This is a genomic window from Novosphingobium sp., from assembly GCF_024642085.1.
Classification (GTDB): domain Bacteria; phylum Pseudomonadota; class Alphaproteobacteria; order Sphingomonadales; family Sphingomonadaceae; genus Novosphingobium.
The window spans coordinates 1-25,347 of sequence record NZ_JAHEBV010000028.1; the positions used below are offsets into that span (position 1 = coordinate 1).

21 protein-coding genes and 1 pseudogene are annotated in these 25,347 nt (G+C 62.0%); 14 read left to right on the forward strand and 8 right to left on the reverse strand.

Going from position 1 to position 25,347, the window contains the following annotated elements:
* Positions 1–125: pseudogene (locus Q0L62_RS10790) on the forward strand (Asd/ArgC dimerization domain-containing protein); the annotation flags it as partial.
* 27 nt (positions 126–152) lie between these two features.
* On the opposite strand, the gene Q0L62_RS10795 reads toward Q0L62_RS10790, so the two are convergent.
* Genes Q0L62_RS10795 through Q0L62_RS10805 form a run of 3 tightly spaced genes read right to left on the reverse strand, consistent with a single transcriptional unit; the run spans position 153 to position 5,449 of the window.
* The gene (locus tag Q0L62_RS10795) at positions 153–935 is read right to left on the reverse strand and encodes a 3-hydroxybutyrate dehydrogenase (protein WP_296679664.1); all 783 of its coding nucleotides are present in this window, start codon (positions 933–935) and stop codon (positions 153–155) included.
* A 51-nt stretch (positions 936–986) separates the two neighbouring features.
* The gene (locus tag Q0L62_RS10800; protein WP_296679702.1) at positions 987–3,734 is read right to left on the reverse strand and encodes a [protein-PII] uridylyltransferase; all 2,748 of its coding nucleotides are present in this window, start codon (positions 3,732–3,734) and stop codon (positions 987–989) included.
* Positions 3,731–5,449, reverse strand: a complete 1,719-nt coding sequence (locus Q0L62_RS10805; protein WP_296679665.1) for a class I adenylate-forming enzyme family protein — start codon at positions 5,447–5,449, stop codon at positions 3,731–3,733. Before Q0L62_RS10805 ends, Q0L62_RS10800 begins: the two co-directional genes overlap by 4 nt.
* Before the next feature lie 161 nt (positions 5,450–5,610).
* On the opposite strand from Q0L62_RS10805, the gene lgt reads away from it, so the two are divergent.
* The 6 genes from lgt (at position 5,611) to Q0L62_RS10835 (ending at position 10,522) form a co-directional block, all read left to right on the forward strand.
* Positions 5,611–6,528: a prolipoprotein diacylglyceryl transferase gene (gene lgt / locus Q0L62_RS10810; protein WP_296679667.1), complete on the forward strand. Its 918-nt coding sequence runs from the start codon at positions 5,611–5,613 to the stop codon at positions 6,526–6,528.
* A complete protein-coding gene (locus Q0L62_RS10815) occupies positions 6,525–7,589 on the forward strand; it encodes an SAM-dependent methyltransferase (RefSeq protein WP_296679669.1) in 1,065 nt (354 codons plus the stop codon). Before lgt ends, Q0L62_RS10815 begins: the two co-directional genes overlap by 4 nt.
* Complete coding sequence (locus tag Q0L62_RS10820; RefSeq protein ID WP_296679671.1) at positions 7,586–8,566, forward strand: NAD(P)/FAD-dependent oxidoreductase; 981 nt, start codon at positions 7,586–7,588, stop codon at positions 8,564–8,566. The genes Q0L62_RS10815 and Q0L62_RS10820 overlap by 4 nt, the downstream gene beginning before the upstream one ends.
* Positions 8,567–8,626: 60 nt before the next feature.
* Positions 8,627–9,253: a 1-acyl-sn-glycerol-3-phosphate acyltransferase gene (locus Q0L62_RS10825; RefSeq protein WP_296679673.1), complete on the forward strand. Its 627-nt coding sequence runs from the start codon at positions 8,627–8,629 to the stop codon at positions 9,251–9,253.
* The gene (locus Q0L62_RS10830; RefSeq protein ID WP_296679674.1) at positions 9,246–10,040 is read left to right on the forward strand and encodes a DUF1295 domain-containing protein; all 795 of its coding nucleotides are present in this window, start codon (positions 9,246–9,248) and stop codon (positions 10,038–10,040) included. Before Q0L62_RS10825 ends, Q0L62_RS10830 begins: the two co-directional genes overlap by 8 nt.
* A gap of 77 nt (positions 10,041–10,117) precedes the next feature.
* A complete protein-coding gene (locus tag Q0L62_RS10835) occupies positions 10,118–10,522 on the forward strand; it encodes a hypothetical protein (RefSeq protein ID WP_296679677.1) in 405 nt (134 codons plus the stop codon).
* 60 nt (positions 10,523–10,582) lie between these two features.
* Here the strand turns inward: Q0L62_RS10835 and Q0L62_RS10840 are convergent, their stop codons facing one another.
* Positions 10,583–12,349, reverse strand: a complete 1,767-nt coding sequence (locus Q0L62_RS10840; RefSeq protein WP_296679678.1) for a bifunctional metallophosphatase/5'-nucleotidase — start codon at positions 12,347–12,349, stop codon at positions 10,583–10,585.
* A 152-nt stretch (positions 12,350–12,501) separates the two neighbouring features.
* Here Q0L62_RS10840 and Q0L62_RS10845 point away from each other — a divergent pair, with 152 nt between their 5' ends.
* Both Q0L62_RS10845 and Q0L62_RS10850 read left to right on the forward strand, forming a co-directional pair.
* Positions 12,502–13,137 carry a TetR/AcrR family transcriptional regulator gene (locus Q0L62_RS10845; RefSeq protein ID WP_296679680.1) on the forward strand — a complete coding sequence of 212 codons (636 nt, stop codon included), beginning with the start codon at positions 12,502–12,504 and terminating at the stop codon, positions 13,135–13,137.
* Between the two features lie 42 nt (positions 13,138–13,179).
* Positions 13,180–13,590, forward strand: coding sequence for a thioesterase family protein (locus Q0L62_RS10850; protein WP_296679682.1), 411 nt, complete (start codon positions 13,180–13,182; stop codon positions 13,588–13,590).
* Positions 13,591–13,641: 51 nt separating this feature from the next.
* Here Q0L62_RS10850 and gyrB read toward each other — a convergent pair whose 3' ends face one another.
* Entirely contained in the window at positions 13,642–16,155 is a 2,514-nt protein-coding gene (gene gyrB, locus Q0L62_RS10855) for a DNA topoisomerase (ATP-hydrolyzing) subunit B (RefSeq protein WP_296679683.1), read from the reverse strand.
* Positions 16,156–16,262: 107 nt separating this feature from the next.
* Here gyrB and Q0L62_RS10860 point away from each other — a divergent pair, with 107 nt between their 5' ends.
* Both Q0L62_RS10860 and Q0L62_RS10865 read left to right on the forward strand, forming a co-directional pair.
* The gene (locus Q0L62_RS10860; RefSeq protein WP_296679685.1) at positions 16,263–17,672 is read left to right on the forward strand and encodes a M20/M25/M40 family metallo-hydrolase; all 1,410 of its coding nucleotides are present in this window, start codon (positions 16,263–16,265) and stop codon (positions 17,670–17,672) included.
* Between the two features lie 401 nt (positions 17,673–18,073).
* Positions 18,074–19,621 carry a class I adenylate-forming enzyme family protein gene (locus Q0L62_RS10865; RefSeq protein WP_296679687.1) on the forward strand — a complete coding sequence of 516 codons (1,548 nt, stop codon included), beginning with the start codon at positions 18,074–18,076 and terminating at the stop codon, positions 19,619–19,621.
* Here Q0L62_RS10865 and Q0L62_RS10870 read toward each other — a convergent pair.
* Positions 19,590–20,846: a TCR/Tet family MFS transporter gene (locus Q0L62_RS10870; RefSeq protein ID WP_296679689.1), complete on the reverse strand. Its 1,257-nt coding sequence runs from the start codon at positions 20,844–20,846 to the stop codon at positions 19,590–19,592. The genes Q0L62_RS10865 and Q0L62_RS10870 overlap by 32 nt on opposite strands.
* Before the next feature lie 43 nt (positions 20,847–20,889).
* Here Q0L62_RS10870 and guaA point away from each other — a divergent pair, with 43 nt between their 5' ends.
* On the forward strand, positions 20,890–22,449 hold the full coding sequence (guaA, locus tag Q0L62_RS10875) for a glutamine-hydrolyzing GMP synthase (protein WP_296679691.1): 1,560 nt from the start codon (positions 20,890–20,892) through the stop codon (positions 22,447–22,449).
* A gap of 161 nt (positions 22,450–22,610) precedes the next feature.
* On the forward strand, positions 22,611–23,264 hold the full coding sequence (gene nth / locus Q0L62_RS10880; protein WP_296679693.1) for an endonuclease III: 654 nt from the start codon (positions 22,611–22,613) through the stop codon (positions 23,262–23,264).
* Here the strand turns inward: nth and Q0L62_RS10885 are convergent.
* Together Q0L62_RS10885 and Q0L62_RS10890 are read right to left on the reverse strand one after the other, a co-directional pair.
* Positions 23,261–23,986 carry a hypothetical protein gene (locus tag Q0L62_RS10885; protein ID WP_296679695.1) on the reverse strand — a complete coding sequence of 242 codons (726 nt, stop codon included), beginning with the start codon at positions 23,984–23,986 and terminating at the stop codon, positions 23,261–23,263. The genes nth and Q0L62_RS10885 overlap by 4 nt on opposite strands.
* 28 nt (positions 23,987–24,014) lie before the next feature.
* Positions 24,015–24,803 (reverse strand): hypothetical protein, encoded by a 789-nt coding sequence (locus tag Q0L62_RS10890; RefSeq protein WP_296679696.1) that lies wholly within the window; start codon positions 24,801–24,803, stop codon positions 24,015–24,017.
* Between the two features lie 273 nt (positions 24,804–25,076).
* On the opposite strand from Q0L62_RS10890, the gene Q0L62_RS10895 reads away from it, so the two are divergent.
* Positions 25,077–25,347: MFS transporter (locus Q0L62_RS10895; protein ID WP_296679698.1), on the forward strand; the 271-nt coding region annotated here is incomplete at its 3' end.

Below are 25,347 nucleotides of genomic sequence, written 5' to 3' on the forward strand. Positions count from 1 at the left end.
TTGTCGGCCGCGTGCGCAAGGACCCGACCGAGGCGAATGGCCTGGCACTGTTCGTGGTTGGCGACAACCTGCGCAAGGGCGCGGCGCTGAACGCGGTGCAGATTGCAGAGGTACTGCTTGGGTAAGGGATCGGGGGCGGCGCGATCTGCCTTCTATTCCATGAACCAGCCGTGGCTGACCACCAGGCTTTGCCCGGTCAGTGCGTTGGTCGGGAAGGCAGCGAACAGCAGGGCAACCTCGGCCACGTCCTCGATCGAGGTAAACTCGCCATCGACGGTCTGGCCGAGCATGACCTTTTTGATTACTTCATCCTCGGTTATACCCAATTCGCTGGCCTGTTCGGGGATCTGCTTGCCGACCAGCGGCGTGCGGACAAACCCGGGGCAGATCACGTTGGCGCGGATGCCGTGCTGGCCGCCTTCACGCGCAATGGTTCGGGCAAGGCCAAGCAGGCCGTGCTTGGCAGTGACATAGGCGCTTTTAAGCGGCGATGCGGTCTTGGAATGGACCGAGCCCATCAGGATCACCGCCCCGGATTTCTGTGCGATCATGTGCGGCATAACCGCCTTCGACGTCAGGAACGCGCCGTCCAGGTGGATCGCCAGCATCCGCTTCCAGTCAGCAAAGGCAAAATCCTGTACCGGGTTGACGATCTGAATCCCGGCATTGGCGACCAGCACATCGACCGTGCCCCATGCGCCGACAACCGCCGCAATTCCGGCATCGACCTGTTCCTCGCTGGTAACGTCCATTGCCACCGCCATGGCACAGCCGCTGCGCGCTGCGTTGAGGTCATCGGCAGCAAGCTGCGCGGCAGCCAGGTTCAGGTCGGCAATCGCAACTTTCGCTCCGGCCGACGCATAGCGTCGGGCTATGCCAAGACCAATGCCGCTGGCGGCGCCGGTGACGATGCAGGTCTTGTCGATCAGGTCCATGGATCTGATCCTAGACCCAATCCGTGCTGCGCTGCAACACGAAGAGCGCCGTCACGCGGCGGCAACCTCGACCGTATCTTCGCTAGCCGCATCAAGCAGGCGCTTTTCCACCGACTTGATCCGCTGCGTACTGTCGACCTTTTCGCCGAGCAGGTCGGTGACGTAAAATGTGTCGGCTGCACGCTCGCCATAGGTGGCGATATGCGCTGAATGGACAATCAGCCGTGCTTCGAACAGCGCCCTCGCCAGGCGGTTGAGCAGGGCCGGACGGTCACGCGCTCCGACTTCAATAACGGTAAAGCGGTTGGATGCCTGATTATCAAACTCAACCGCGGGCCGCACGTCGAAAGCATCTGCCCGCGGACGGGCAAGCGGGCGGGCTGCAAGCTGGGGAACCAGCTTGACCCGGCCCATCAGGGCGTCTGCAATCATCGTCCTGATCCTGGCCAGCTGGGCGTCTTCGGAAAAAGGACGCCCAAGCGGATCCTGCACCAGGAAGTTGTCGACTGCCATGCCGTTGCGTGCCGTATGGATGCGGGCATCGATGATGTTGCCGCCAGCCAGATGAATGCCGCCGGCTATGCGGTAGAACAGCCCCGGGTGGTCGGCAGCTATGACTGTGACCAACGTTGCCCCGCGTGCGGCATAGTATTCGGTATGCACATCTAGCGCCTGGCCGGCTGCCCCCGCGAACTGGCGCAGGTTCATGGCAATGATGTCTTCAGGCTCGGCAATCCAGTATGGATCTGCCAGGTTCTTGCCGAACTTGTCGACCAGCGTTGCCTCTGCGCCCAGCCGTTCGGCAACGGCGGCTTTCTTGGCCGCGACACGCTGTTCGCGGCCGTGCTGGACATGGCCCAGGCGCAGGCGTTCTTCCGCTGCCTCGTAAAGCTCGGCAATCAGCTGGCGCTTCCAGCTGTTCCAGACCCCCGGGCCGACCGCGCGAATATCGACAATGGTCAGCATCGAGAGCAGGCGCAGGCGTTCGATCGACTGGACTACGGCAACGAAGTCAGCGATCGTTTTCCAGTCGGCGAGGTCGCGCTTGAAGGCAGTAGCGCTCAGCAGCAGGTGATAGCGCACCAGCCAGGCAACCAGGTCGGTTTCCTTTTCATCCAGCCCCAGCCGCGGGCACAGTTTCATTGCGACATCAGCGCCCAGTTCGCTGTGGTCGCCGCGCCGCCCCTTGGCGATGTCGTGCAGCAGGATCGAGGCATAGAGCGCGCGCCGGTTAATCACCTTGTGGATGATCGCACTGGCCAGCGGATGATCCTGCTTCATCTCGCCCTTCTCGATCCGCGACATCAGGCCGATGGCTCGGATGGTGTGTTCGTCCACCGTGTAGTGGTGGTACATGTCGAACTGCATCTGTGCGTTGACCCGGCCGAAATCAGGCATGAAGCGGCCAAACACTCCGGCTTCGTTCAGCCAGCGCAGCGCGGATTCAGGATCGTGCCGGCTGGTCAGCAATTCCATGAACAGCGCATTGGCGCGCGGATCGGTGCGGACGGTATCGACCAGCCGCGCATCACGCACCGCCAACCGCATCGCATCAGGGTGCAGTTCCAGACCGTTGGCATCGGCCAGGACGAAAATCTCGATCAGGCGGGCCGGGTCTTCGGCAAACCAGACATCGGACGGCACGTTGATACGCCCGCCGAACAAGACATAGCCCTTCAGCATCCGCTTGCGCGCACGGAAACCTGCAAGCAGTCCGCGTGGCTGTTTTTTTGCAAACTGATCGTCAAGCTGAGCCAGGAACAGCCCGGTCAGGTGGCCTACGTGTTTGGCCTGGAGGAAGAAATACTGCATGAATCGTTCGACCGCGCTTTTGCCTGGCCGATCGGCAAACTGCATGCGCGCTGCGACTTCCCGCTGGAGATCGAAGGTCAGGCGGTCCTCAGCCCGTTTGGTAATGGTGTGCAAATGGCATCGCACTGCCCAGAAAAAGTTTTCCGCGCGGCGGAAGGCACGGTATTCAGCCGGGGTCAGCAGTCCGACATCGACCAGCTCGGACACGTCACGGACGTGGTGGATGTACTTGCCAATCCAGTACAGCGTGTGCAGGTCGCGCAGGCCGCCCTTGCCCTCCTTGACGTTGGGTTCGACCACATAGCGGCTGTCCCCCAGCCGCCTGTGCCGATCGTTGCGCTCTGCCAGCTTTTCGGTAACGTACTGCCGCTCTGTCCCGGCGACGACCTCGCTCCAGAAGCGGGCCATCGCTTCGTCGAACAGCACCTGATCGCCCCATACATAGCGCCCTTCCAGCATGGCGGTGCGGATTGTAAGGTCGCTGCGCCCCATTCGCACCATTTCATCAAGCGAACGGCTGGATTGTCCGACTTTCAGTCCCAGGTCCCACAGGAAATAAAGCATTGCCTCGATCACCTGTTCGCACCAGGCGGTCTGCTTGCCGGGAGTGACGAAAGCGATGTCGACATCCGAATGCGGCGCCATTTCGCCGCGACCATAGCCGCCCACCGCCATGATGGTCAGCCGTTCGCCGGTAGAGCGATTGTTTGAAGGATAGACGTCGCGGATCACATGATCGTGAATGACCCGCACCAGCTGATCGATCAGAAAGGCCTGCGCTTCGGCGCAGTCGTGCCCGGTCGAAGGTTTTTCAAGCAGCCGTCCGGCGATTTCGGCGCGACCACCGGCCAATGCCGCGCGCAGCAATTCGACGACCTGCGGCCGCGCACCGGCTGTTCCCGCCTGTGCAACGGCGTCGGATATGCATTCCGCCAGCGCGCGCCGGTCAATGATCGAACGCTGGCTGGCGATGCGCGGGGCCTTCAGGCCGGGCTCGTCTGTTCGCTTTCCCACACCGTCAGGTAACGGGCCTTGAGCGTGCGCTTGTCAACCTTTTCAGTACCAAGGCGCGGCAAGGTTTCGTGTTCCTGCCACAGCCGGACCGGCACCTTGAACGGAGCGATCCGGGCCTGCAGGAATGCGCGCAGATCTTCCTCGGTCAGGCTTTCCCCTTCCTTGGCCAGAAACACGCCGGTCGGCAGTTCGCCAAAGCGTTCGTCGGGCATGCCGAACACGCTGGCCTCGGCAATCTTTGGATGAGCGTAGATCGCCTGCTCCACCTCGATGCAGCTGATGTTTTCGCCGCCGCGGATAATAATGTCCTTCTTGCGGTCGACGATGAACAAGTAGCCGTCGTCATCGAGGTAGCCCAGATCGCCCGAGCGAAACCAGCCGTCGGGCATGATCGCTTCCTGGGTGGCCTTGGTGTTGTTCCAGTAGCCCAGGAAATTGCATATCGTGCGGATCGATACTTCGCCCACCTCGCCTGCGGGCAGTTCCCTGCCTGCATCATCCAGAATGCCCATCTGGGCCAGCGGACGCGATGCGGTACCGGTCGATCCCGGTTTGGCGAGGTAATTTTCGTTGAAGTTACCGCAGCCCACCCCGTTTGTTTCGGTAAGGCCATAGCCCAGCAGCGGAAAGGCGTGGGGCAGTGCTTCACGAATCCGGGTGACGTGATCGACCGGGCGCGGCGCGCCGCCCGCGGCAAAGGAAACGCACGACGACAGATCGTACTTGTCGCGGTCCGGATGCGTCGCAATTTCAAAGCTCATCAGTGGCACGCCGACAAAGTAGGTGACCTTCTCCTGCTCGATCAGGCGCATCGCTTCTTGCGTATTCCATTTGGGCATCAGCACCAGCTTGCGCCCGATGGCAAAGCTTTGCAGGAACAGCGGCACTTCACCGGTAACGTGAAACAGGGGTACATTTACCAGGCTGCACGGCTGTGACGAAGGATCGGGCGCAGTGCCGCGTTCGGCCATGTAGGTTAGCACCATCAGCGACTGCGCCGCATAGTTCATCGTTGCCTGGACCACCCCGCGGTGATCTGAAAACGCGCCCTTGGACTGGCCAGTGGATCCCGAAGTGTAAAGGATCGTCGCCAGGTCATCGCCGGTCAGTTCAGGCAGCGGCGTACTGTCATCACCGCCGTTGGCTAGCAGCGGGGCGAGCCCCTGGCGCCAATCGGCGTCGTGGCCGAAAACCACCAGCTTGCCCGGGTAGGTCTGCCCGTCAAGCCGCGCGGCACGCTGGTCATCGGCCAGGACCACCGTGCAGTCGGCAAGGCGGACACCGTCAGCCAGTTCCTCGCCGCTCCACCAGCCGTTCAGCAGGGTGGCACAGCCGCCGGCCATCAGCGTGCCAAGATAGGCGATGATCCAGTTGATCGAATTGCGCGCCGCCAGGCCAACCCGCTCACCGCGCTTGATCCCGTGGCCATTGACCAGGCCGCCCGCAACGGTGCGCGCAGCGGCGTGGACCTCGGCAAAGGTCATCCGCACATCGCCCTCGACCAGGAATTCCTTGTCGCCCTGTTCAGCGCAATAATGCGCGAAATAGTGGACCAATGTTGGCGGCGCGTGCTTGAACATCGGCAGCGTCCGGCCAAACCGTTCGAACGGCACGGTTTCAAGCGGCGCACCAGGCGCGGTAAGCCGGTCGATGATTTCAACAAGGGCACTATCGAGTTCACTTGCCATGCGGCATCCTTTTTCCCGTTTTTTTTCGTGAAGCGCGCCCTTCTCACGTCCACGACCGGTTTGTTTCCGGCAACCAATGTGCCACAAGCGCTGTGATAGCGGGGCCTGGGTAACTGGCCCGTTCGCGTTCGCGGCTAAGAATTGCTTAAGGGGTTAACCACTTGCTGTCACTATGGCTTGCTGCGGCAGCGGAGCACGCGCCGATCCATTTCGAAAACCTGGGGCTGCGCAATTACCTGTTCCAGTTCCAGACGCCGCTGGGGCTGTTCCAGTTGCGCTGGTACAGCCTGGCCTATCTGGCCGGGATCATCGCCGCATACGCCCTGGTGCTGAAGATGATCAAGGCCCCCGGTGCGCCGCTGGCCCAGCGCCATGCCGACGACCTGTTTTTCTACTGCACGCTGGGCGTGATCCTGGGCGGGCGTCTGGGCTATGCCACGTTCTACACCGGCGGCGACACCGGGCTGCCCAGCCTGTGGGCACACCCCAGCGAGCTGGTGAAATTGTGGACCGGCGGGATGAGCTTTCATGGCGGCCTGATCGGCGTGCTGCTGGCAATTGGCTGGGTCTGCTGGAAAAACGGCCTCAGCTTTCTGCGCGTCGCCGACTATGTCGCGGTGCCGGTGCCATTGGGAATGTTTTTCGGACGCCTGGCCAATTTCGTAAACGGTGAATTGTGGGGCAGGGTAGCCGGGCCTGATGTACCGTGGGCAATCGTGTTCCCAAGCGGCGGACCGCTGCCGCGCCATCCCAGCCAGCTTTACGAAGCGCTGCTGGAAGGATTGCTGCTGGCAATCGTGATGCTGGCGCTGTTCTGGAAGACCAGGTCGCGGTGGCGCCCGGGCCTGCTGGTCGGCACGTTTGCGCTGGGCATTGCGGTGGGGCGTTTTGTGGTCGAATATTTCCGTGAACCCGATGCGCAGCTCAAGACCTTTGCCGAACAGACGGGGCTGTCGATGGGACAGTGGCTGACCCTGCCGTTGATGGCGGTCGGACTGTTCTTCATGGTTCGCGCCCTGATGCGTCCGCCACTGGGCGCGGTCCCGTCGCGGGTGGACGATCCCGCCAGTGCGGCATGATTGCGGATGAACCTGCCGCCCCGCTGGGGGACATCTTCCGCCGGCTGATCGCCAACACCGGGCCGATCAGCCTGATGCATTACATGGGCGAGGCAAACGCCCGCTATTATACCGCGCGCGATCCGCTGGGCACAGCGGGCGATTTCGTCACCGCACCTGAAATCAGCCAGATGTTCGGTGAACTGATCGGCCTGTGGCTGGCCGATATCTGGATCCGCGCCGGGCGCGAATCGCCGGTACACTATGTCGAACTGGGTCCGGGCCGCGGCACTTTGGCTAGCGACGCCCTCCGCGCGGCCAAACGCTATGGCCTCGAACCCTCGGTCCATCTGGTTGAGGCGTCGACCGCGCTCAAGGACGTGCAGCTGGTCACTGTCCCCGGTGCGCAGTGGCATGCAGACCTGTCGACCGTGCCGATGTATGGCCCGGTCCTGATCGTGGCGAACGAGTTTCTGGATGCCCTGCCGGTGCGCCAGCTGGTCAAGACCGCCGAGGGCTGGCGCGAACGCATGGTCGTGCCCGAAGGTGAGCGCTTCAATTGCATCGCAGGGCACCAGCCGATGGACGCCGCCGTACCCGAAGCACGACGCGATGCGGCAGAAGGTACCATAATTGAAACCTGCCCGGGCGCAGCGGCAACGATCTACGAAGTAGCCGGACGGCTGCTGGAACAGGGCGGCGCGGCATTGTTCATCGATTACGGCCACGATACCGTGCGCGATGGCTCTACCCTGCAGGCCGTGCGCCAGCACCTTAAGGTAGATCCCTTCGTCAACCCGGGCGCTGCGGATCTGACTGCCCATGTCGATTTTGCCACATTGGCCCAGATTGCCCAGTCGCGCGGGTGCAAATGGCTCGGCACGGTTACCCAGGGGCGCTGGCTACGCGAACTTGGAATCGAAACGCGCGCCGATTCGCTGGCTGCCGTCGCCCCCCAGCATACCGCGGCGATCCAGACCGCGAAGGAGCGTCTGATCGGCGAAGGACAAATGGGGCTGCTGTTCAAGGTTATGGGCCTGGCCGCGCCGGGCTGGCCCGACGGTGTAGGCTTCAACGGATGAGCGCGCCCAGGCCAGAGGAGCCTTTTGCGGAATGCTGCGTTGATCCGGCCATGATGGACGAACGCGCGCCTATCGATTGCGTCATTGTGGGCGGCGGTCCGGCCGGGCTGACCGCAGCGATCTATCTTGCCCGCTTCCGCCGCCGGGTGGTGGTGTACGATCGCGGCGGCAGCCGTGCCGCGATGATCCCGCGCAGCCACAACCATTCCGGCTACCCCGAAGGAATCCCCGGCAAGGAACTGCTCGCCCTGATGGCCCAGCAGGCCCGCCAGTTTGGTGCTGTCCTGCGCCAAGGCAACGTTACGGAAATTGTCCGGGCAGGCGCCGACTGGCTATTGACGGCTGGTGGCGAGCCGATGGTCGCCCGCAGCGTCCTGTTCGCCACCGGGGTCGATAACCGCTATCCCGACATACCTCGCGATGTCCATGACACCGCGCTGAATGCTGGCAAGCTGCGCTATTGTCCGATCTGCGATGCATTCGAAGCGAGTGGTCAGCGCATTGCCGTGGTCGGCGCGGAAAGCCACGGTGTGGCCGAAGCATTGTTCCTGCGCCACTACACCGACCGCGTGACGCTCCACACCCTGGTTGAATGCGAACTTCACGAAAAAGACCGCGCCGACTTGGCCCGCGCCGGGGTGGATTGGGATCCGCGGCCAGTGCTGCGCTATGCTTTCGATGATGATGCCGTTCGCCTTCACTTCGCGGATGGCACTGTGACCGAGGCGGACACGCTCTATCCCGCGCTTGGATCCGATCCCAATATTGAACTGATCGGCCAGCTTGGCTTCCGTCTGGACGGAGAACGCTGCGTACTGACCGACGCGCACCAGCGCATGGGGCTGGACGGGCTTTACGCTGCCGGCGATGTCGTTGCCGCGCTGGATCAGATCAGCGTCGCCATGGGCCATGCTTCAATCGCCGCCACTGCGATCCACAACGATCTGCGCAACCGCGACGGCCAGACCCCGGCCTGACCACTTGTACACGCTGGCGTTCGCCGGCAACGGTGCTAAGTCCGCGGCGGGAGAACACATTTGCCGCCATCCACAATCCAGCGCCCGACGCTGCTGTCACGTCTGGTCAAGGCACTGCTGGTGGCGCTGTACCGCTGGAAGGGCTGGAACCTTGTTGAAACGGCCCCGGTGCCGCGGCGCTGCATAATCTTGGGCGTACCGCACACGTCCAACTGGGATTTCGTCTTTTTCCTTGGGGCGACTCACGAAGTCAGCATCAACCCCAGCTTCATGGGCAAGCTCAGCCTGTTCAGATGGCCGCTGACCCGCTTCATGTTCGATATGGGGGGCATTCCGGTCGACCGTTCAAAGCGCGCCAACTATGTTGACCAGGTAATCGCCGAAATGGCCAGGCGCGACGAGCTTGCACTGGTGATCGCTCCCGAGGGGACGCGCGGTGACATTACCGCCTGGCGATCTGGTTTTTATCACATCGCCCACGGCGCCGGCGTCCCTGTTGTCCCGGCATGGGTCGACAACGCGAAAATGAAGGGCGGGATCGGCCCGGCCATTCCCACGACCGGCGATTTCGATGCCGACCTGGCGAAAATCGCAGCCTATTACCGCTCGGTCATGCCCGACCATCCCAAGCTGGCCGTGCTCTATCGCCAGGCCGGTCTTATTGGCGCAGAGGAATCCCATGCTTGATGCCTTGCTGATAAACCTGGCCATCGATGCCGCGATGATGCTGGCGCTGTGGTTGATCGCCGTTCTAATTGACGATGTATCGTTCATCGATGCAGTCTGGGGCTTGGGTATGGTTGTGCTGGCGGCCGCAAGCTGGCTGCAGATTGCCGATCCCGGCCTGCGGGCCACGCTGCTTCTGGCCATGACTTCGATATGGGGCCTGCGCCTGGCGTTCCACCTGTTCACCCGCTGGCGCAAGCACGGCGAAGATGTGCGATATGCCCGGATGCTGGGCAAGGCGCGCGAACGCGGGCACTATGGCCGCGCTGCACTGAAGGTGGTGTTCGGCCCTCAGGCCTTGCTGCTGTTCTTGGTCAGCCTGCCCGCGCAGCTTGGCATCCTGGCCGCACCCCAAGGCGCCGAAATCGGCCTGATCGGGTTTGCCGGCCTCGCGCTGTGGCTTGCCGGGATGACCTTTGAAGCTGTCGGTGACGCCCAGTTGAATGCGTTTCGTGCCGATCCCGCCAACAAGGGGCAGGTGCTGGATACCGGCCTGTGGCGCTATACACGCCATCCCAACTACTTCGGCGATTGCTGTGTGTGGTGGGGCATCTGGCTGGCAGCTGCGGGCGGCGGCTGGTGGGTCGCGCTGGCCAGTCTGCCCGGTCCGCTGTTCCTGACTTTTACGCTGACCAGGTGGTCGGGCAAGCCGCTGCTGGAAAAAGGTCTGGCGAAAACGCGCCCTGGCTATGCCGCCTATGTTGCGCGCACATCTGGATTTTTTCCCTGGCCGCCCAAACAGGGTTAGCCCTGGGCGCAAGGGCCGTGTAGCCTTGTACCATGCCGGATTCGTCTTCGGCGTTCTTGAGAGGAGGATATTCCCCCATGCGCAAACTGCTTATCCCGGTCGCCGCTATCGCCCTTCTTGCCGGGTGCAAGGGCAACGCCCCTGATCCTGCCGCCTCCGATGCTGCAACCGTTGCCACGCCCGCTGCGGCGGAAATGCCCGCCCTGCCCGACAACGCCAAGGCTACAGCTTCGGTACCGGGCAGCTATGCCAGCAATGGCAGTATTCTGGTGCTGGGTGCCGATGACAGCGCGGTGATGACCGATGCTGCCGGCAAGGTTACCAAAGGCAAGTGGGCCTGGTATTCGGATGGCCGCCGTATCCTGCTTACCGCGGACAAATCGGTCTGGGCCGTGGCTGATGGCGCGCTTTACAAGATGGCGGACAAGGACGCCCCGTTGACCGGGATGACCACAGACCAGATCTGGGCCAAGGCCAAGTAAGGCGACGTCTCAGGCGCTGACAGTAGGGGCGGCATCCGCAAGGGTGCCGCCCCTGGTGTATCAGGGTGCGGCACGGCTGGCGCGTTCCTCGGGCGGAACGGCCCGCAGGCCTGGCCCGCTCAGCCAGGCTTCCAATGCTTCGATATCGGTCTGCGGCGCGATAGCGGCATCGCGCTGTTTGGCCAGCGTCGCAAAACTGTCGCCGCCATTAGCCAGGAAGCTGTTGGTAGTGACACGGTAAGTGGCCGCCGGATCGATCGGCTTGCCGTCCAGCGTCATCGACACCACTCGGCTGCCGGCGGGACGCGCCAGGTCATAGGTCCAGGCAAAGCCTTCAGACACGCTCATCAGCTGTTTGGGCTGGGTATCGTCCAGACCTTCTTCCAGTACGGCCTTAAGCTCGGCCCCGGTCAGAGACTGGGTGACAAGCCCATTGGTGAACGGCTGGACCGAATAAAGTTGGCCAAAAGTCAGCCTGCCATCGGCCGCTGGCGACAGCAGGTGCGGCGCGCGCACGCCGAACGGGTTCATCATCGCGATCTGTGCGCCGGACTTGCGCGTTGCGGCCAGTTGCGCATCGGCGATCAGCGCGCCCAGGCTGCCGCCCGACCAAGACGAATCGCCGCCGGGTCGCCGCACTTCGCCCGCCAGCTTGCCCGCCGCGCGCTGGATTTCACCCTTCGACGCATCGACATATCTGCCGACATAATGGAAAATCCCGACGTCTAGCATGTAACGGGGATACTGCTCCTTCAGCGTGACCTCGCCGCTGCGGGTGGTGTACGCTTCGCTTTGGACGATGACGTTGCGGCCCCGTTTGCCGATCACCTTGCGGCTGACCGGATCGATGTCGAGCGCAATGTCGGTGACATACTGGCCAAACACCCCGGCGCTGGTCAGCAGAAACGGCTTGGCCGGATTATACTGCGCGTAATCGCAGACATAGGACCAGTGGGTGTGGCCCGACACGACCACGTCGACGCGGGTATCCAGCCGGTCAAGGATCGGCTTGATCGATCCGGTCAGTTGCGGGCAGGTGCTGGGATCAGGGGCATCGCTTTTGGTATAGCCGCCCTGGTGTATCAGCAGCACGATCGCGGCCGCGCCTTGTGCCTTGAGCTTGGGAACCAGCGCGTTGACCGTGTCCGCCTCGTCAGCAAAGTGGATCCCTTTCAGCCCCTCACGCGATGACAGGTCGCCGGTTTCCTTCAGCGTCAGGCCGATCACGCCCACCTTGACCCGGCCTTTGCCGCTGCCGAAGCTGCGAATCGCGGTAGCGGGGAAAAGCGTGCGGCCATTCGCCTCAATCGTGTTGGCGGCCAGATAGGCAAAGCGCGCGCCGCCGAACCGTTCAAGCCGGCAAGGTTTGAGCGCGGTAAGCTGGCGGCACCCGCCGGTCTGCTTGCGCACCAGTTCATCGCGCCCGCGATCAAACTCGTGATTGCCGACCGCGTTGAAGTCCAGCCCGATGCGGTTCATCACCCCGATCGCAGGTTCATCCAGAAAAAGCGATGATGCCAGCTGCGATGCGCCGATCAGATCGCCCGCACCCACCGTAAGGCTGTGGCTGTATTGATTGCGCAGGCCGGTGACCGCACTGGCGAGATAGGCCGCGCCGCCTGCGGGCACCTGAATGACGCCGCCTTTGCCATCACCAACGATCGCCGATGTCCGCGGCGGTTCCAGTGCGCCGTGAAAATCGTTGATGCCGATAATGCCGATAGTGACCGGTGCGCCAGGCGCAGCGGCGCTATTCACGCCAGGCTGGGCGGCGCAGGCGGCAAGCAGGGTGACGGCGAACAGGGGCAGGCAGCGAAAGCCAGTCATGCAAAAATCCGATTGGTTGCGACACCACCATACCTAGCGATTAGGCAAGAGGAGGCAAGCTACGCGTACTATGGGAATAAGTCAGTTTCTTGAAAAATCAGCGTCGATCTTTATAATGGAAACAGGCAAGCACCGCGGGGAGTTTCAAGGCAATGGCACGTCCGCAGACCGATATCGAGGCAGGCCGTGACCGGCTGGTCGTACTGGCCATCTCGCTGATCGAAGAACGCGGCAACAGCGCCATCACCATGACCGAACTGGCCAGTGCTGCGGGAATGTCTCCGGCCAATCTGTATCGCTATTTCGAAAACAAGGATGCGGTGATCGAGGCGGTGGCCGAATACTGGTTTCGCCCCAAGGTCGCCATCATGGAAGAGATTGTGGCCAGCGACCTGCCGCCACGCCGCAAGATGTTCGAGTTTTTTGCCCGGCGCTTTGCCCTGATGAAGGCGGAATGGGACCGCGATCCGCTGGCTTTTGCAACCTATGCCGAACTGGGCCGCGAAAACTTTGAGCAGGTTCGTTCCTATGTCGATCTCGGCGATCATTACCTTTCGCTGATCATCGGCGAGGCTATGGCCGACGGCCATTTTGAAGGTCTGTCGATTGACGAAGCGCTGAGCCTGATCAACCAGATGGCCAGCGGATACGTCAACATCGGCTTGATGGAACTGATTATGCCAAAGCTGACCACCGACAAGCTGGCCCGGATCATCGACGCCGTGTTCGACGGGCTGTCTGCTACCGATCGCGGGGCAAAAGCGGTCAGCGGACTGCGGGCCGCCTGATTGCACTAGGATTCGCTGCTACCCCCTGTTATTGACACCAGTGTGAACAACGCTGCTCCCCACTCTTTCGCCATCGCCGTCGATCCGACCGACATCGATTTCATGGGCCACGTCAACAACGCCAGTTACCTCAAATGGGTTCAGGACGCGGTGATCGACCACTGGCGCAGTCTGGCCCCGAGCGAGGCGATTGCAGCGCACCTGTGGGTCGCGCTCAAGCATGAGATTACGTATCTCAAGCCCACTTTCCTTGACGATGACGTGGTCGCCACGGTGCTGCTTGAAAAGTTCCAGGGTGCCCGCGCCTTTTACGAAACGATCATCCGCCGCGGCGAAGAAGTGCTGGCCGAAGTGAAATCCAGCTGGTGCTGCATCGATGCCGAAACGCTGCGCCCCACGCGCCTGGCACGCGACATCGTCGCTCAGTTTTTCCCCGATACCAAAACAGCCTGATCCGGGCCGGGTACGAAGCCGGCCCGCACATGCGCTGATCGCTGAGCGGCTCTAGACGTCCAGATTGGCGACGTTGAGTGCGTTTTCCTGAATGAAGTCGCGGCGCGGTTCGACCACATCGCCCATCAAACGGGTAAAAATCTCGTCGGTAACATCCGCGTCTTCGACCTTGACCTGCAACAGCACGCGGTGATCTGGGTCCAGCGTGGTTTCCCACAACTGCTCGGCGTTCATTTCGCCAAGCCCCTTGTAACGCGCAATCGACAGCCCCTTGCGCCCGGCGGCAAGCACGTTTTCAAGCAACTGGATCGGGCGGGTGATGACACTGTTGCCGGTTGCCGGACGCACGGCAGGCGCAGCTTCCTGCTCATCAGGTTCAAGTCCGGCCTGCTCGGCTTCGGGCTCCGGCTCGGCACCGGCCCGGGCAAGGCGCGCCGTGCCGCGATAGACGTCGGCCTGCTCGGCTGAGAGCCTGGCCAGCTTGCGCGCTTCGGCCCCTGACAGAAAAGCGGCATCGACCGGAAACGCATCGGTCACCCCGCGCCAAAGCCGCTCGATCAGTAATGAACCGTCGTCCTGAACCGAAGCGCTCCATTTCGCTTCATGGTCGCCGCGGCCCAGCCAGGCAGCGGCTTCGGCCAGTGCGGTCTTGCGCGCGGCAGAAACCAGATCGGGTTCGAACACCCCGGCCAGTGCCAGGGTTTCGATCACCACCGGATCGTACCGCTTGGGCACGAAGGCCATCAGGTTGCGCAGACGCATTGCGTGTTCGACCAGTGCCTTCAGTTCCTGGCCCGAGCGCGCACCGCCGCTGGTTTCCAGCATGCGGCCGTTGATCCCGGCATCGACCAGATATTCATCCAGTTCGCGCGCATCCTTCAAGTAGACCTCGCTCCGGCCCTTGGCGACTTTGTACAGCGGCGGCTGAGCAATGAAGAGATGCCCGGCGCGGATGATGTCGGGCATCTGCCGGTGAAAGAAAGTCAGCAGCAGGGTACGGATATGAGCGCCGTCGACATCGGCGTCGGTCATGATGACGATCTTGTGGTAGCGCAGCTTGTCGAGGTTGAACTCGTCGCGGATGCCGGTGCCCATCGCCTGGATCAGCGTGCCGACTTCCTTGGACGAAATGATCCGGTCAAACCGGGCGCGTTCGACATTCAGGATCTTGCCTTTCAGTGGCAGGATCGCCTGGATGTTGCGATCACGGCCCTGCTTGGCCGAGCCGCCCGCGGAATCCCCTTCGACCAGGAACAGTTCGCATTTGGCCGGATCGCGTTCCTGGCAATCGGCCAGCTTGCCGGGGAGGCTGGCGATATCCATCGCGCCTTTGCGCCGGGTCAGTTCGCGCGCGCGCTTGGCCGCTTCGCGGGCCGCGGCAGCATCTATGATCTTGCCGACCACCTGCTTGGCATAGGCGGGGTTTTCCTCCAGCCAGTCGCTCAGCTTGTCGGCCATCAGGCTTTCCAGCGGCTGACGCACTTCGGAAGAAACCAATTTGTCCTTGGTTTGCGACGAGAACTTGGGATCGGGCAGCTTGACCGAAACGATTGCGGTCAGCCCTTCGCGCATGTCCTCACCGGTCAGGTTGACCTTTTCCTTTTTCAAAAGCCCCGACTTTTCAGCATAGCTGTTGAGCGTGCGGGTCAGCGCGGCGCGGAACGCGGCCAGGTGGGTGCCGCCATCGCGCTGGGGAATGTTGTTGGTGAAACACAGGACGTTTTCGTAATACGAATCGTTCCATTCCAGCGCCACATCAATAGCGATTCCGTCGCGTTCGCTGCTGATGGCGATCGGATCGGGCAGCAGCGGGGTCTTGTTGCGATCAAGGTATTTCACAAAGGCCGCGATGCCGCCTTCGTAGAACAGGTCATGCTCCTTGACCTCTTCGTGGCGCTTGTCGCGCAGCTTGATGCGCACCCCTGAATTAAGGAAGGCCAGCTCGCGGTAGCGGTGTTCCAGCTTGTCAAAATCGTAGACGGTAACGTTCTTGAACGTCTCTTCCGAAGCCAGGAATGTTACCCGGGTGCCCTTCTTGCCCGCCGGCGCCGGACCGACCACGCGCAGCGATTCCACCGCATCGCCGTGAGCGAACTTCATCCAGTGTTCCTCACCATCGCGCCAGATGGTAAGCTCTAGCCATTCCGACAGCGCGTTGACCACTGAAACGCCAACACCGTGCAGACCGCCTGACACCTTGTAGGCGTTGTCGTCCGATGTATTCTCGAACTTGCCGCCCGCGTGAAGCTGGGTCATGATCACTTCGGCAGCGGACACCCCTTCTTCGGCGTGGATCCCGGTCGGGATGCCGCGGCCGTTGTCTTCGACCGAGACCGAACCATCGGGGTTGAGCTCGATCAGTACCAGATCGCAGTGGCCGGCCAATGCCTCGTCAATCGCGTTGTCCGATACTTCGAACACCATATGGTGCAGGCCCGATCCATCGTCCGTATCGCCGATGTACATGCCGGGGCGTTTGCGCACGGCATCCAGGCCCTTGAGAACCTTGATCTGATCGGCGCCATATTCGTTGGCGTTGGGGACGTTTTCAGGAGTGTCGGACATGGCCACCATATAGGGATTGCGGCGCGCCAAAGAAAGGCTGCAACGCCCCTTCCATCCACAGGCAAATCCTGCTCAATTCGGCGTTTGATGCATGGGGGAGAGAGCCGATGAAATTGCTGACAACGCTGATGGTCGGAGGAACGCTGATCGCCCAGGCGGCCCAGGCACAAACCGCGCCGCTGCGCCCCGATCAGACAGAGTTTCGCGGACTTTACAAGGAACTGGTCGAAACCAACACCAGCCTGTCCGCAGGCAGCTGCACCTTGGCTGCGGAAAGGATGGCGGCGCGGTTGAAGGCGGCGGGGATGAAGGATGCCCAGCTGACCCTGTTTGCCGTGCCCGAACACCCCAAGGATGGCGGGCTGGTGGCGATCTATCCCGGCACCGCGCGCGGCATGCGGCCCATTCTGCTGCTGGGCCACCTGGACGTTGTCGAAGCCAAGCGCAGCGACTGGACCCGCGATCCCTTCACCCTGATCGAGGAAAACGGCAATTTCTATGGCCGCGGCACGGTCGATGACAAGGCCCAGGCGGCGATCTGGACTGATACGCTGGTTCGCTTTGCCAAGACGGGCTACCGGCCAAAACGCACGATCAAGCTGGCTCTGACCTGCGGCGAGGAAACCAGCGGCGCCTTCAACGGCGCCGAATGGCTAGCGGCAAACAAGCGAGAGCTGATCGATGCCGCCTATGCCCTTAACGAAGGCGGCGGCGGGCGCACCGACGGCAAAGGCAAGCTGCTGGTCCAGACCATCCAGGTCGGCGAGAAAGCCTATCAGGATTTTACCCTTACCACGACCAATCCGGGCGGGCATTCATCCCAGCCGGTACCGGACAACGCGATTTACCGCATGGGCCAGGCGCTGGCCAAGGTATCCGCTTTTGAGTTCCCGATCGAATTCAACGATACGACCCGGGCCTTCTTTGCCAAGGCCGGGGCGCTGCGCGGCGACGACCTGGGCATGGCGATGGCCAAGCTGGTCAAGGACCCGACCGACACGGTTTCCGAAGGACTGGTCAACCGCGACAAGGCAATGCATTCGATGTTGCGAACCACGTGCGTCGCGACGATGATTTCGGGCGGCCATGCCATCAATGCCTTGCCGCAATCGGTGACCGCCAATGTCAACTGCCGGATGTTCCCGGGCCGCACCAGCGAAGAAACCCAGGCCGTCCTGCAAAAAGTGATTGCCGACCCCGCCATCAAGGTCGAGCAACGCGTCAAGGACAAGCCAATCGCCAAAGTCCCGCCGCTTGATCCGGCGATCATCGGCCCAATGGAGCAGGTCGCGGCAACGCATTTTCCGGGCATCCCGGTCATCCCGGCGATTTCAACGGGGGCGACCGACGGGGTATACCTGGAGGCGGTCGGCATCCCGACCTACGGGGTGCCCGGTTATTGGGTCGATCCCGATGGCAACGGCACGCACGGACTGAACGAGCGGATCGAAGTCCGCTCGCTTTACGCCGGGCGCGATTACCTGTTCGATCTGGTCAAGTTGCTCGCCAGCCGCTGATCGCAAGCGCCTCTTAACGCAAAACGGTCATCACGCCGAAGCCGGCGTGATGACCGTTCTGGTTTTGGAAAGCTGCCTGGGGGCAATGCCCCCATCCGTCAGGCTTCAGAGAAGCGTGGCGGTGAACATCAGGCCGCTGAGCGATGCAGAGGCGATGATCGGCAGCAGGGCATGAACGATGCTGCGCATGGTAATACTCCGTTGGTTTTGGCGGGCCGTAGCCTGCAGATATTTATCTAGTGAATTGGTAGAGATTATAAAAGTGCAAAGGGCGGCATTGATGTTGCGTATTTCGCAACTGCAGCATTAACCGTTTTGAAAAGGACCCGATCTCTACTGGACAGCGTGGGCGGCGCTCAGCACTGTGAGGCAAACCGTAATCGCTAGAGGACCTGCCACCGATGACGACCGACCCCGCCGCACAGCTTGATGCCGAGTTTGGCTCGTTTCCGGGGCTGATTCAGGCCTGGGGCGCGTTTCGCGGCGATGCGCCCGCGCTTTATGACGGCACCACAAGCCTGTCGTGGCGCGAAACCGCGGCTCTGGTCGAACGGATCGCTGCGCGGCTCCAGGCAGATGGTCTGGAACGCGGTCAGGCTGTGGCAATTCTCGGAACGTCCAGCGTTGCTTACGCCCTGGTCTTCCTTGCCGCGATCCGCGCCGGAGGCTGCGCCGCACCGCTGACCACCAGCGCCAGCCCCGATCAGCTGGCTGGCATGGCAGCCGATTCGGGCGCCATTCATTTGTTTATCGACCGCGCCAAACTGACCGAACTGGGCGACTTTGCCCTGCCGATCGCGAACCAGATCGTGATCGATGAGGACCTAAACGCGTTCATGGCCCCGGCAGGAACCACGGCCGCGCCTTTCGATCCGGCTGAAAAAGATCCGTTCAACATCATCTATTCCAGCGGCACCACCGGTATCCCCAAAGGCATAGTCCATTCGCATGGCATGCGCTGGCGCCAGATGACCTTCCGCGCGGCAATGAATTACGGCGTGGACAGCCGTACGCTGACCAGCACGCCGCTTTATTCCAATACGACCATGGCAGTGTTCCTGCCCACCATGTATTCGGGCGGCTGCGCCAGCCTGATGGGCAAGTTCGATGTGCAAGGATGGCTTGAACGCGCCCAGGCCGAAAAGATCACTCACACCATGCTGGTGCCGGTGCAGTACCGCCGCCTGATGCAGTTCGATCGCTTCGACGATTACGACCTGTCGTCGATGAAGATGAAATACTGCACCAGCGCGCCGTTCCCTGCTGACCTCAAGGCAGAGGTGCTGGCCCGTATGCCCGGCGGCCTGATCGAAATCTACGGCATGACCGAAGGCGGCGTTGCCTGCATCTTTCCGGTCCACGAGTTTCCGGACAAGCTCCACACGGTCGGCTTTCCTGCGCCCGGCCATTTCCTGAAAGTGGTGGACGAGAATCTTAACGAAGTGCCGCCGGGCACGCCGGGCGAACTGGTTGGCAAAAGCCCGACGATGATGCTGGGTTACAAGAACCAGCCGGAAAAGACCCTTGAAGGCTACTGGATTGATCCCGCCGACGGATCGGTGTGGCAGCGCATGGGCGATGTTGGACGGGTCGACGCGGATGGCTTTGTCGAACTGGTCGGCCGCACCAAAGACGTGATCATTTCAGGCGGGTTCAACATATTTCCGATCGATCTGGAAGCCGAACTGGCCAAGGATGACCGCGTGATCGAAGCCGCCGTGGTTGGCGTTCCGTCCGATCAGTGGGGCGAAACACCGGTCGGTTTCGTGGTGCTCAAACCGGGCACGCAGGCCGCCGCGCTGGAAGATATTCGCACCTGCGCCAACAGCCGTCTGGGCAAGACCCAGCGCGTGGCCGAGCTTTACCCGATTGATGAAATGCCGCGCAGCCATATCGGCAAGCTGCTCAAGACCGAACTTAGGGAGCGGGTACCCGCGAAGGCGCGCTGATCCCGCGCGCGCCGCGCAAAAACAGCACCAGTGCGAAAACCCCGAACACCGCTGCGACCAGCAGCGGCATCGCCGGCAGTTCGGTCATCGCCTGCGGCCCGCTGAACTTGGCGAAAATCCCGGTGTAGAGCGGCGGGCCGATGATCTGCGCGATGGAACCGATGGACTGTGTCGCGCCTTGCAGCTCGCCCTGGCTGGCACCGTCCACCGCTGCGCTGTTGAGCGCCTGGATCGACGGCCCGATCAGACCCTGCATTCCGCCGACCACAATCGCGGCGTAAACCGCGGCCGTGCTTCCGGCAAAAACGTACATCACCGCCGCGATTACGAACCCTGCCACGCCCGCAATCACCGCGCCGCGTTCACCCAGCACAGGCAAGGCAAAACGCAGGCCCAGCCCCTGTACCAACGCAGAAACGATCCCTACCACAGCCAGTGACAGCCCGATCTGCCGTTCATCAAAACCATAGGCGGCGATGGTAAAATAGGCCCAGATAACCGGGTAGACGGTATGGGCCAGTTGCCACACCCCCAGCGCCGCGACAAACCACAGCACCCGGCCGCTTTGCCCCTTCAGCGCTTTCAGCGCGGCAAAGGCATTGGCCCGCGCCCAGTCGAACGGGCGGCGCTTGTCCGCTGGCAGGCTTTCTTTGAGCACAATCATGCCGAACACGAAATTGGCCAAAGCGAGCCCGGCAGCGGCAAAGAACGGCAGCCGGTGGTCGATCGCGCCAAGCAGCCCGCCCGCCGCCGGGCCCAGGATGAAACCCAGCCCGAAGGCCATACCCATCAGGCCAAAGCTGGCGGCGCGTTTTTCGGGCGGGGTGATATCGGCGATATAGGCATAGGCAGCCGACCAGCTTGCCCCGGTCATCCCCGCCACGATCCGCCCGATGATCAGCCACCACAGCGCCGGGGCAAAACCCATCAGCGTATAATCGACCGCCATCGCCAGCACGCTGGCCAGCAGCACCGGTCGGCGGCCAAAGCGGTCCGACAGGTTGCCGATGATTGGCGCGAAGACAAACTGCATCACCGCATAGCCCGCGCCCAGCCACCCGGCGAACACTGCCGCACTGTCGATCGGGATCTGGCCCAGATCCATGATCAGGCGCGGCAACACCGGCATGACGATGCCGAAGCCGAGCATGTCGATGAGGACGATAGCGAAGACGACGGCAATCGAGGCGCGGTGCGGCAAACGACTTTCCCCTATGGTGGGCACGTCGCTGCTTGCCAGCGTGCGATCCCGACATTATCGGCCAGCCATGAGCATCCAGCCGTCAGATTCCATCCTTATTGTCGATTTCGGCAGCCAGGTCACTCAGCTGATTGCCCGCCGCGTGCGCGAAGCCGGGGTCTATTCCGAAATTGCACCGTTTAGCCATGCCGCTGCCGCGTTTGCCCGCATGGCGCCCAAGGGGATCATCCTGTCGGGATCGCCGGCATCGGTGCTGGAAACGGACGGCCCGCGTATTCCGGCAGAAATACTGGACAGCGGCCTGCCGATCCTGGGCATCTGCTATGGCCAGCAAGCGCTGATGCACCAGCTCGGCGGCGAAGTGCTGCTGGGCGACAGCGGCGAGTTTGGCCGCGCCTTTATCGAGATTACGGACCGCTGCGCACTGTTCGACGGGCTTTGGACCGAAGGCGAAACCCACCAGGTGTGGATGAGCCACGGCGACAAGGTCTCGGGCTTGGCTCCCGGTTTTCGTCCCGTCGCATCCAGCGCTGGTGCGCCCTATGCGGTTATCGCCAACGACGAAAAGCGCATATACGCGATGCAGTTCCACCCCGAGGTGGTTCACACCCCCGATGGCGGCAAGCTGCTCAAGAACTTTGTGCGCCACGTCTGCGGATTGGCCGGTGACTGGACCATGGCTGAGTTTCGCAAGACCAAGATCGCGGAAATCCGTGCGCAGGTCGGCACTGGCAAAGTGATCTGCGGGCTATCCGGCGGGGTCGATTCGGCAGTGGCGGCCGTCCTGATCCACGAGGCGATCGGCGAGCAGCTGACCTGCGTGTATGTCGATCACGGCCTGATGCGGCAGGGCGAAAGCGAACAGGTCGTTAGCCTGTTCCGCGGCCACTACAACATACCGTTGATCCACAAGGATGTCAGCGCACTGTTCATGGGCGGGCTGGCGGGGGTCACTGATCCCGAAGCCAAGCGCAAGTTCATCGGCAAGACCTTCATCGACGTGTTCGAGGCTGAAGCCAAGCAGATCGGCGGGGCCGAGTTTCTGGCGCAAGGCACGCTTTATCCCGACGTAATCGAAAGCGTCAGCTTCACCGGCGGGCCAAGCGTCACGATCAAGAGCCACCACAATGTTGGCGGCCTGCCCGAACGCATGAACATGCAACTGGTCGAACCCTTGCGCGAACTGTTCAAGGACGAGGTGCGCGAGCTGGGCCGCGAGCTGGGCCTGCCCGAAGTGTTCGTCGGCCGCCACCCCTTCCCCGGCCCGGGACTGGCGATCCGCATCCCCGGCGAAGTGACCCGTGAGCGCTGCGACGTGTTGCGCAAAGCCGATGCGGTTTACCTGGAGGAAATCCGCAACGCCGGTTTGTATGATGCCATCTGGCAGGCCTTTGCCGTGCTGCTGCCGGTAAAGACCGTCGGCGTAATGGGCGACGGCCGCACTTATGACAACGTCTGCGCCTTGCGCGCGGTGACCAGCACCGACGGGATGACCGCCGATATCTACCCCTTTGACGCCGCCTTCCTCAGCCGGGTCGCAACCCGGATCATCAACGAGGTCAAAGGCATCAACCGGGTGGTATACGATTATACCAGCAAGCCGCCCGGCACGATCGAGTGGGAATAGCGATTGTTCCGGCTGCTCGGTCTGACTGAGGGGCGGCAGCTTCTAAGCAGTCAGGCGCTTTGACGATCAGCAAGCCGCGGTGACGGACCGGTTCGGGAATGGCGCGCCAATCGCCCGTTTGCCTTGCCGGAACTGCAACGCGGCCTGTCCGTTGACCGGTAATGCTTGATGAAGCCGCGACAGAACAGGTGATGCGCCGACTGGCCGCAGCAATGCCAGGACGAACCCGCGGCGCCAAAGGCCCGAAAGGCCAGCCAGATGCGTTCCGATCGTGCGTTGCGTGCATCCTGTCCGCCCAATCGCTTGACCGTAACACGCACGCGGCCACCCGCAATCTGTTCGCGCTGGCAAAAACCCCGCAAAGCATGCTTGCGCTGGATGAAAGCGCGATTGCCAATGCCATCCGCGCGTGCGGATTGTACAACATCAAGGCGCGCAATATTCGCGCATTTTGTGCCGCGCTGCTTGATCGTCACCAGGGAACGGTCCCGGCAACGCGTGCGCAGCTAATGGCGCTGCCGGGCATCGGCCGCAAATGCGCCGACATTGTGCTCAGTTTCGTTTTCGGGATGGATGTGATCGCGGTCGACACCCACGTCCACCGGGTCTGCAACCGGATAGGTCTGACCCATGCCAAGACCGCCGATCAAACCGCTTCGCAGCTGGAACAGCGGGTACCCGTATGGGCCCGCGCCGACGGGCATTTCTGGCTGATCCAGTTCGGCAAACAAGTATGCCGCGCGCAAAGGCCGCGTTGCGCGCAGTGCCCGGTGGCCGACCAATGCGAATGGCTGGCCGGCCACCGATCACGCTAACCGCCCAGGATGAACGCTTCGGGGATTTCGTATATCTCCACCGTGCCGATGCGGACAATGATCGTATCGCCGCGCCGGGTTGACATTAGCCCGGCCTGGGAATCGCTGGAAACCGGATTTGCGCCGCGGAACAGGATTGTCCGTTCGCCGCCATCGGGCGTGTTGAGGTGGACCGTAGCGCTGCCGCTGCGGCGGATGACCCCGGCCTTGCATTGACCCATGGGCGCACCTTCCATTGACCGGCAAGTGATCGGGCCGGTGGCGTTGTAGTGCGTTCCCGGAACCAGAGCGTCACCCGGCAACTGGGTGACGACCCCGCCAGCACGGCCGGCGCTGACCGTCAGCTGGAAGCGCGCGGTTTCGCCCCGCCGCGCCGTTGCCCGCATCTGATAGACGCGGATGGTATAGGCCCCGGCGCGCGTGGTCGTGGTGGAGAAGGTCTGCTCCCCTTGCGAGCTGTTGTAGATGGCCACATCCCGCGAACCCGGCTCCATGAGGTTGAAATAGGGCGAGCCGCTTAGTGTCCGCAGCGACACGGTGAGGCGCTGGCCGGCGCGCACGCTGATCCGGTAGTCGACATATTTGTATCCCTGGACCGCACCCGTCATGGTGCGCGCGCTTGCTCCAGCGGCAAACTGGACCGGCACCACGGCCTGGGCCAGTACCGGCAGAGGAGCGGCCAGGGCTGCAGCTGCCAGCAACAAAGCTGTTCGTTTTTTCATAATGAAACTCCTTATGCTTCGGCTGCGATCAGCGGCACTTGGGATGGCTATCGATTTCGCGAATGTCGTAGACGCGGTTGTCGGCGTTGGTCACCTGCACGCACTGACGCGTTTTACCGTTGTAGTAGATACCGTACTGGGTGTTGCCCGACGTAATCGCATCGACGTTGCGGAAGCCGCGGTTGGTCATTTCATCGAAAGCCCAGATACTGCTCTGGCCCTTGATGCCTTGCAGGCTGACCGAGTTGGAATAGCCACCGCGTCCGCTGTGGTACGATGTATTCTGGCGGCGTTGTTCAACCCCGGCCGTATACCCGCCGGCATAGGATTCGCTCTTGTCATAATTATGATACGAGGTGTTGTGCAGCCCGTCTGAATAGCCGCGCTCGTACTGGGCTTCGGCCTGCTGATCGGTCAGATGTTGGCTGTTGTCGTGATGATCCGATTTGTGCGAGGTCAGTGCGGCGATCAGCAGCGCGCCAACCGCTACGCCCGCAACAGCAGCGCCGGCGTTCGAATGGTTCTTCTGGTTGCAATCGCTGTTGGCTGCATCGCGGATCGACTGGTAATTCCCGTCCGACGTGAACACGTCGATGCAATTCTTGTCGCGCCCGTGCCACCAGTAGGTATGGACACCGCCATTGGCCTGGCGACCATCGATCGACGTGAAGCCCTTGTTTTCAAGCTCGGACTCTCCGCTTGATCCGCGCATGCCGACCAGCGACTGAAGCTGGTTTGCCTTGGTAGCCAGCGCCGGCGTGGCCGTAAGCGCCAGGACCGTCACAGATGCGACAAGATCGCGTGCCATAGCTTTCATAAATCCACTCCCTCGTTTTCGACTCGCCTCCAGCGGCGTGTCATCAATGAAGCCATGTTTTATTGCAAGAACAAGACATACTTTTGCGCAAGGCATAGACTTAGGGGAACTGCCGCATAAATCCTAAGCATCGGCTTTCTTTGTGACAATAAAAGAAACGTGTTTTTAACCAAGACAGGGTGGTCCAATTGGCCTGTTCTGCTGCGCGATTGCGGCTCGCTTTGTGTTGAATAGCTGATAGGTTCCGTGTCGGGCATGGGGGGAGACGCGCCGATGGCATCAATTGCACAACCAGGCCGGGTCAGCGCGTCTCGGCTGAACGCGCTGGTGTTCCTGATCGCGCTGTCGGTACTGCTCAATTATGTTGACCGCGGCGCAATCGGTATTGCCGCACCTTTGATGAAGGCCGAACTGAACCTTTCGGCTACCGGGTTCGGTACCGCAGTGTCGGCGTTCTTCTGGGTCTATGCGCCGCTTTGCCTGGTCGTGGGCTGGCTGTGTGACCGGTTCTGCGTCTACCGCCTGTTCGCCGCCGGGATCGCGC

Coding starts and splice junctions, on each gene's coding strand:
- nth (WP_296679693.1), top strand. CDS start 22,611: ATGCTTGATGAAGCCGCGACAGAACAGGTGATGCGCCGACTGGCCGCA.
- Q0L62_RS10795 (WP_296679664.1), bottom strand. CDS start 935: ATGGACCTGATCGACAAGACCTGCATCGTCACCGGCGCCGCCAGCGGC.
- Q0L62_RS10835 (WP_296679677.1), top strand. CDS start 10,118: ATGCGCAAACTGCTTATCCCGGTCGCCGCTATCGCCCTTCTTGCCGGG.
- Q0L62_RS10845 (WP_296679680.1), top strand. CDS start 12,502: ATGGCACGTCCGCAGACCGATATCGAGGCAGGCCGTGACCGGCTGGTC.
- Q0L62_RS10830 (WP_296679674.1), top strand. CDS start 9,246: ATGCTTGATGCCTTGCTGATAAACCTGGCCATCGATGCCGCGATGATG.
- guaA (WP_296679691.1), top strand. CDS start 20,890: ATGAGCATCCAGCCGTCAGATTCCATCCTTATTGTCGATTTCGGCAGC.
- Q0L62_RS10865 (WP_296679687.1), top strand. CDS start 18,074: ATGACGACCGACCCCGCCGCACAGCTTGATGCCGAGTTTGGCTCGTTT.
- Q0L62_RS10840 (WP_296679678.1), bottom strand. CDS start 12,349: ATGACTGGCTTTCGCTGCCTGCCCCTGTTCGCCGTCACCCTGCTTGCC.
- Q0L62_RS10815 (WP_296679669.1), top strand. CDS start 6,525: ATGATTGCGGATGAACCTGCCGCCCCGCTGGGGGACATCTTCCGCCGG.
- Q0L62_RS10885 (WP_296679695.1), bottom strand. CDS start 23,986: ATGAAAAAACGAACAGCTTTGTTGCTGGCAGCTGCAGCCCTGGCCGCT.
- Q0L62_RS10890 (WP_296679696.1), bottom strand. CDS start 24,803: ATGAAAGCTATGGCACGCGATCTTGTCGCATCTGTGACGGTCCTGGCG.
- gyrB (WP_296679683.1), bottom strand. CDS start 16,155: ATGTCCGACACTCCTGAAAACGTCCCCAACGCCAACGAATATGGCGCC.
- Q0L62_RS10805 (WP_296679665.1), bottom strand. CDS start 5,449: ATGGCAAGTGAACTCGATAGTGCCCTTGTTGAAATCATCGACCGGCTT.
- Q0L62_RS10820 (WP_296679671.1), top strand. CDS start 7,586: ATGAGCGCGCCCAGGCCAGAGGAGCCTTTTGCGGAATGCTGCGTTGAT.
- Q0L62_RS10860 (WP_296679685.1), top strand. CDS start 16,263: ATGAAATTGCTGACAACGCTGATGGTCGGAGGAACGCTGATCGCCCAG.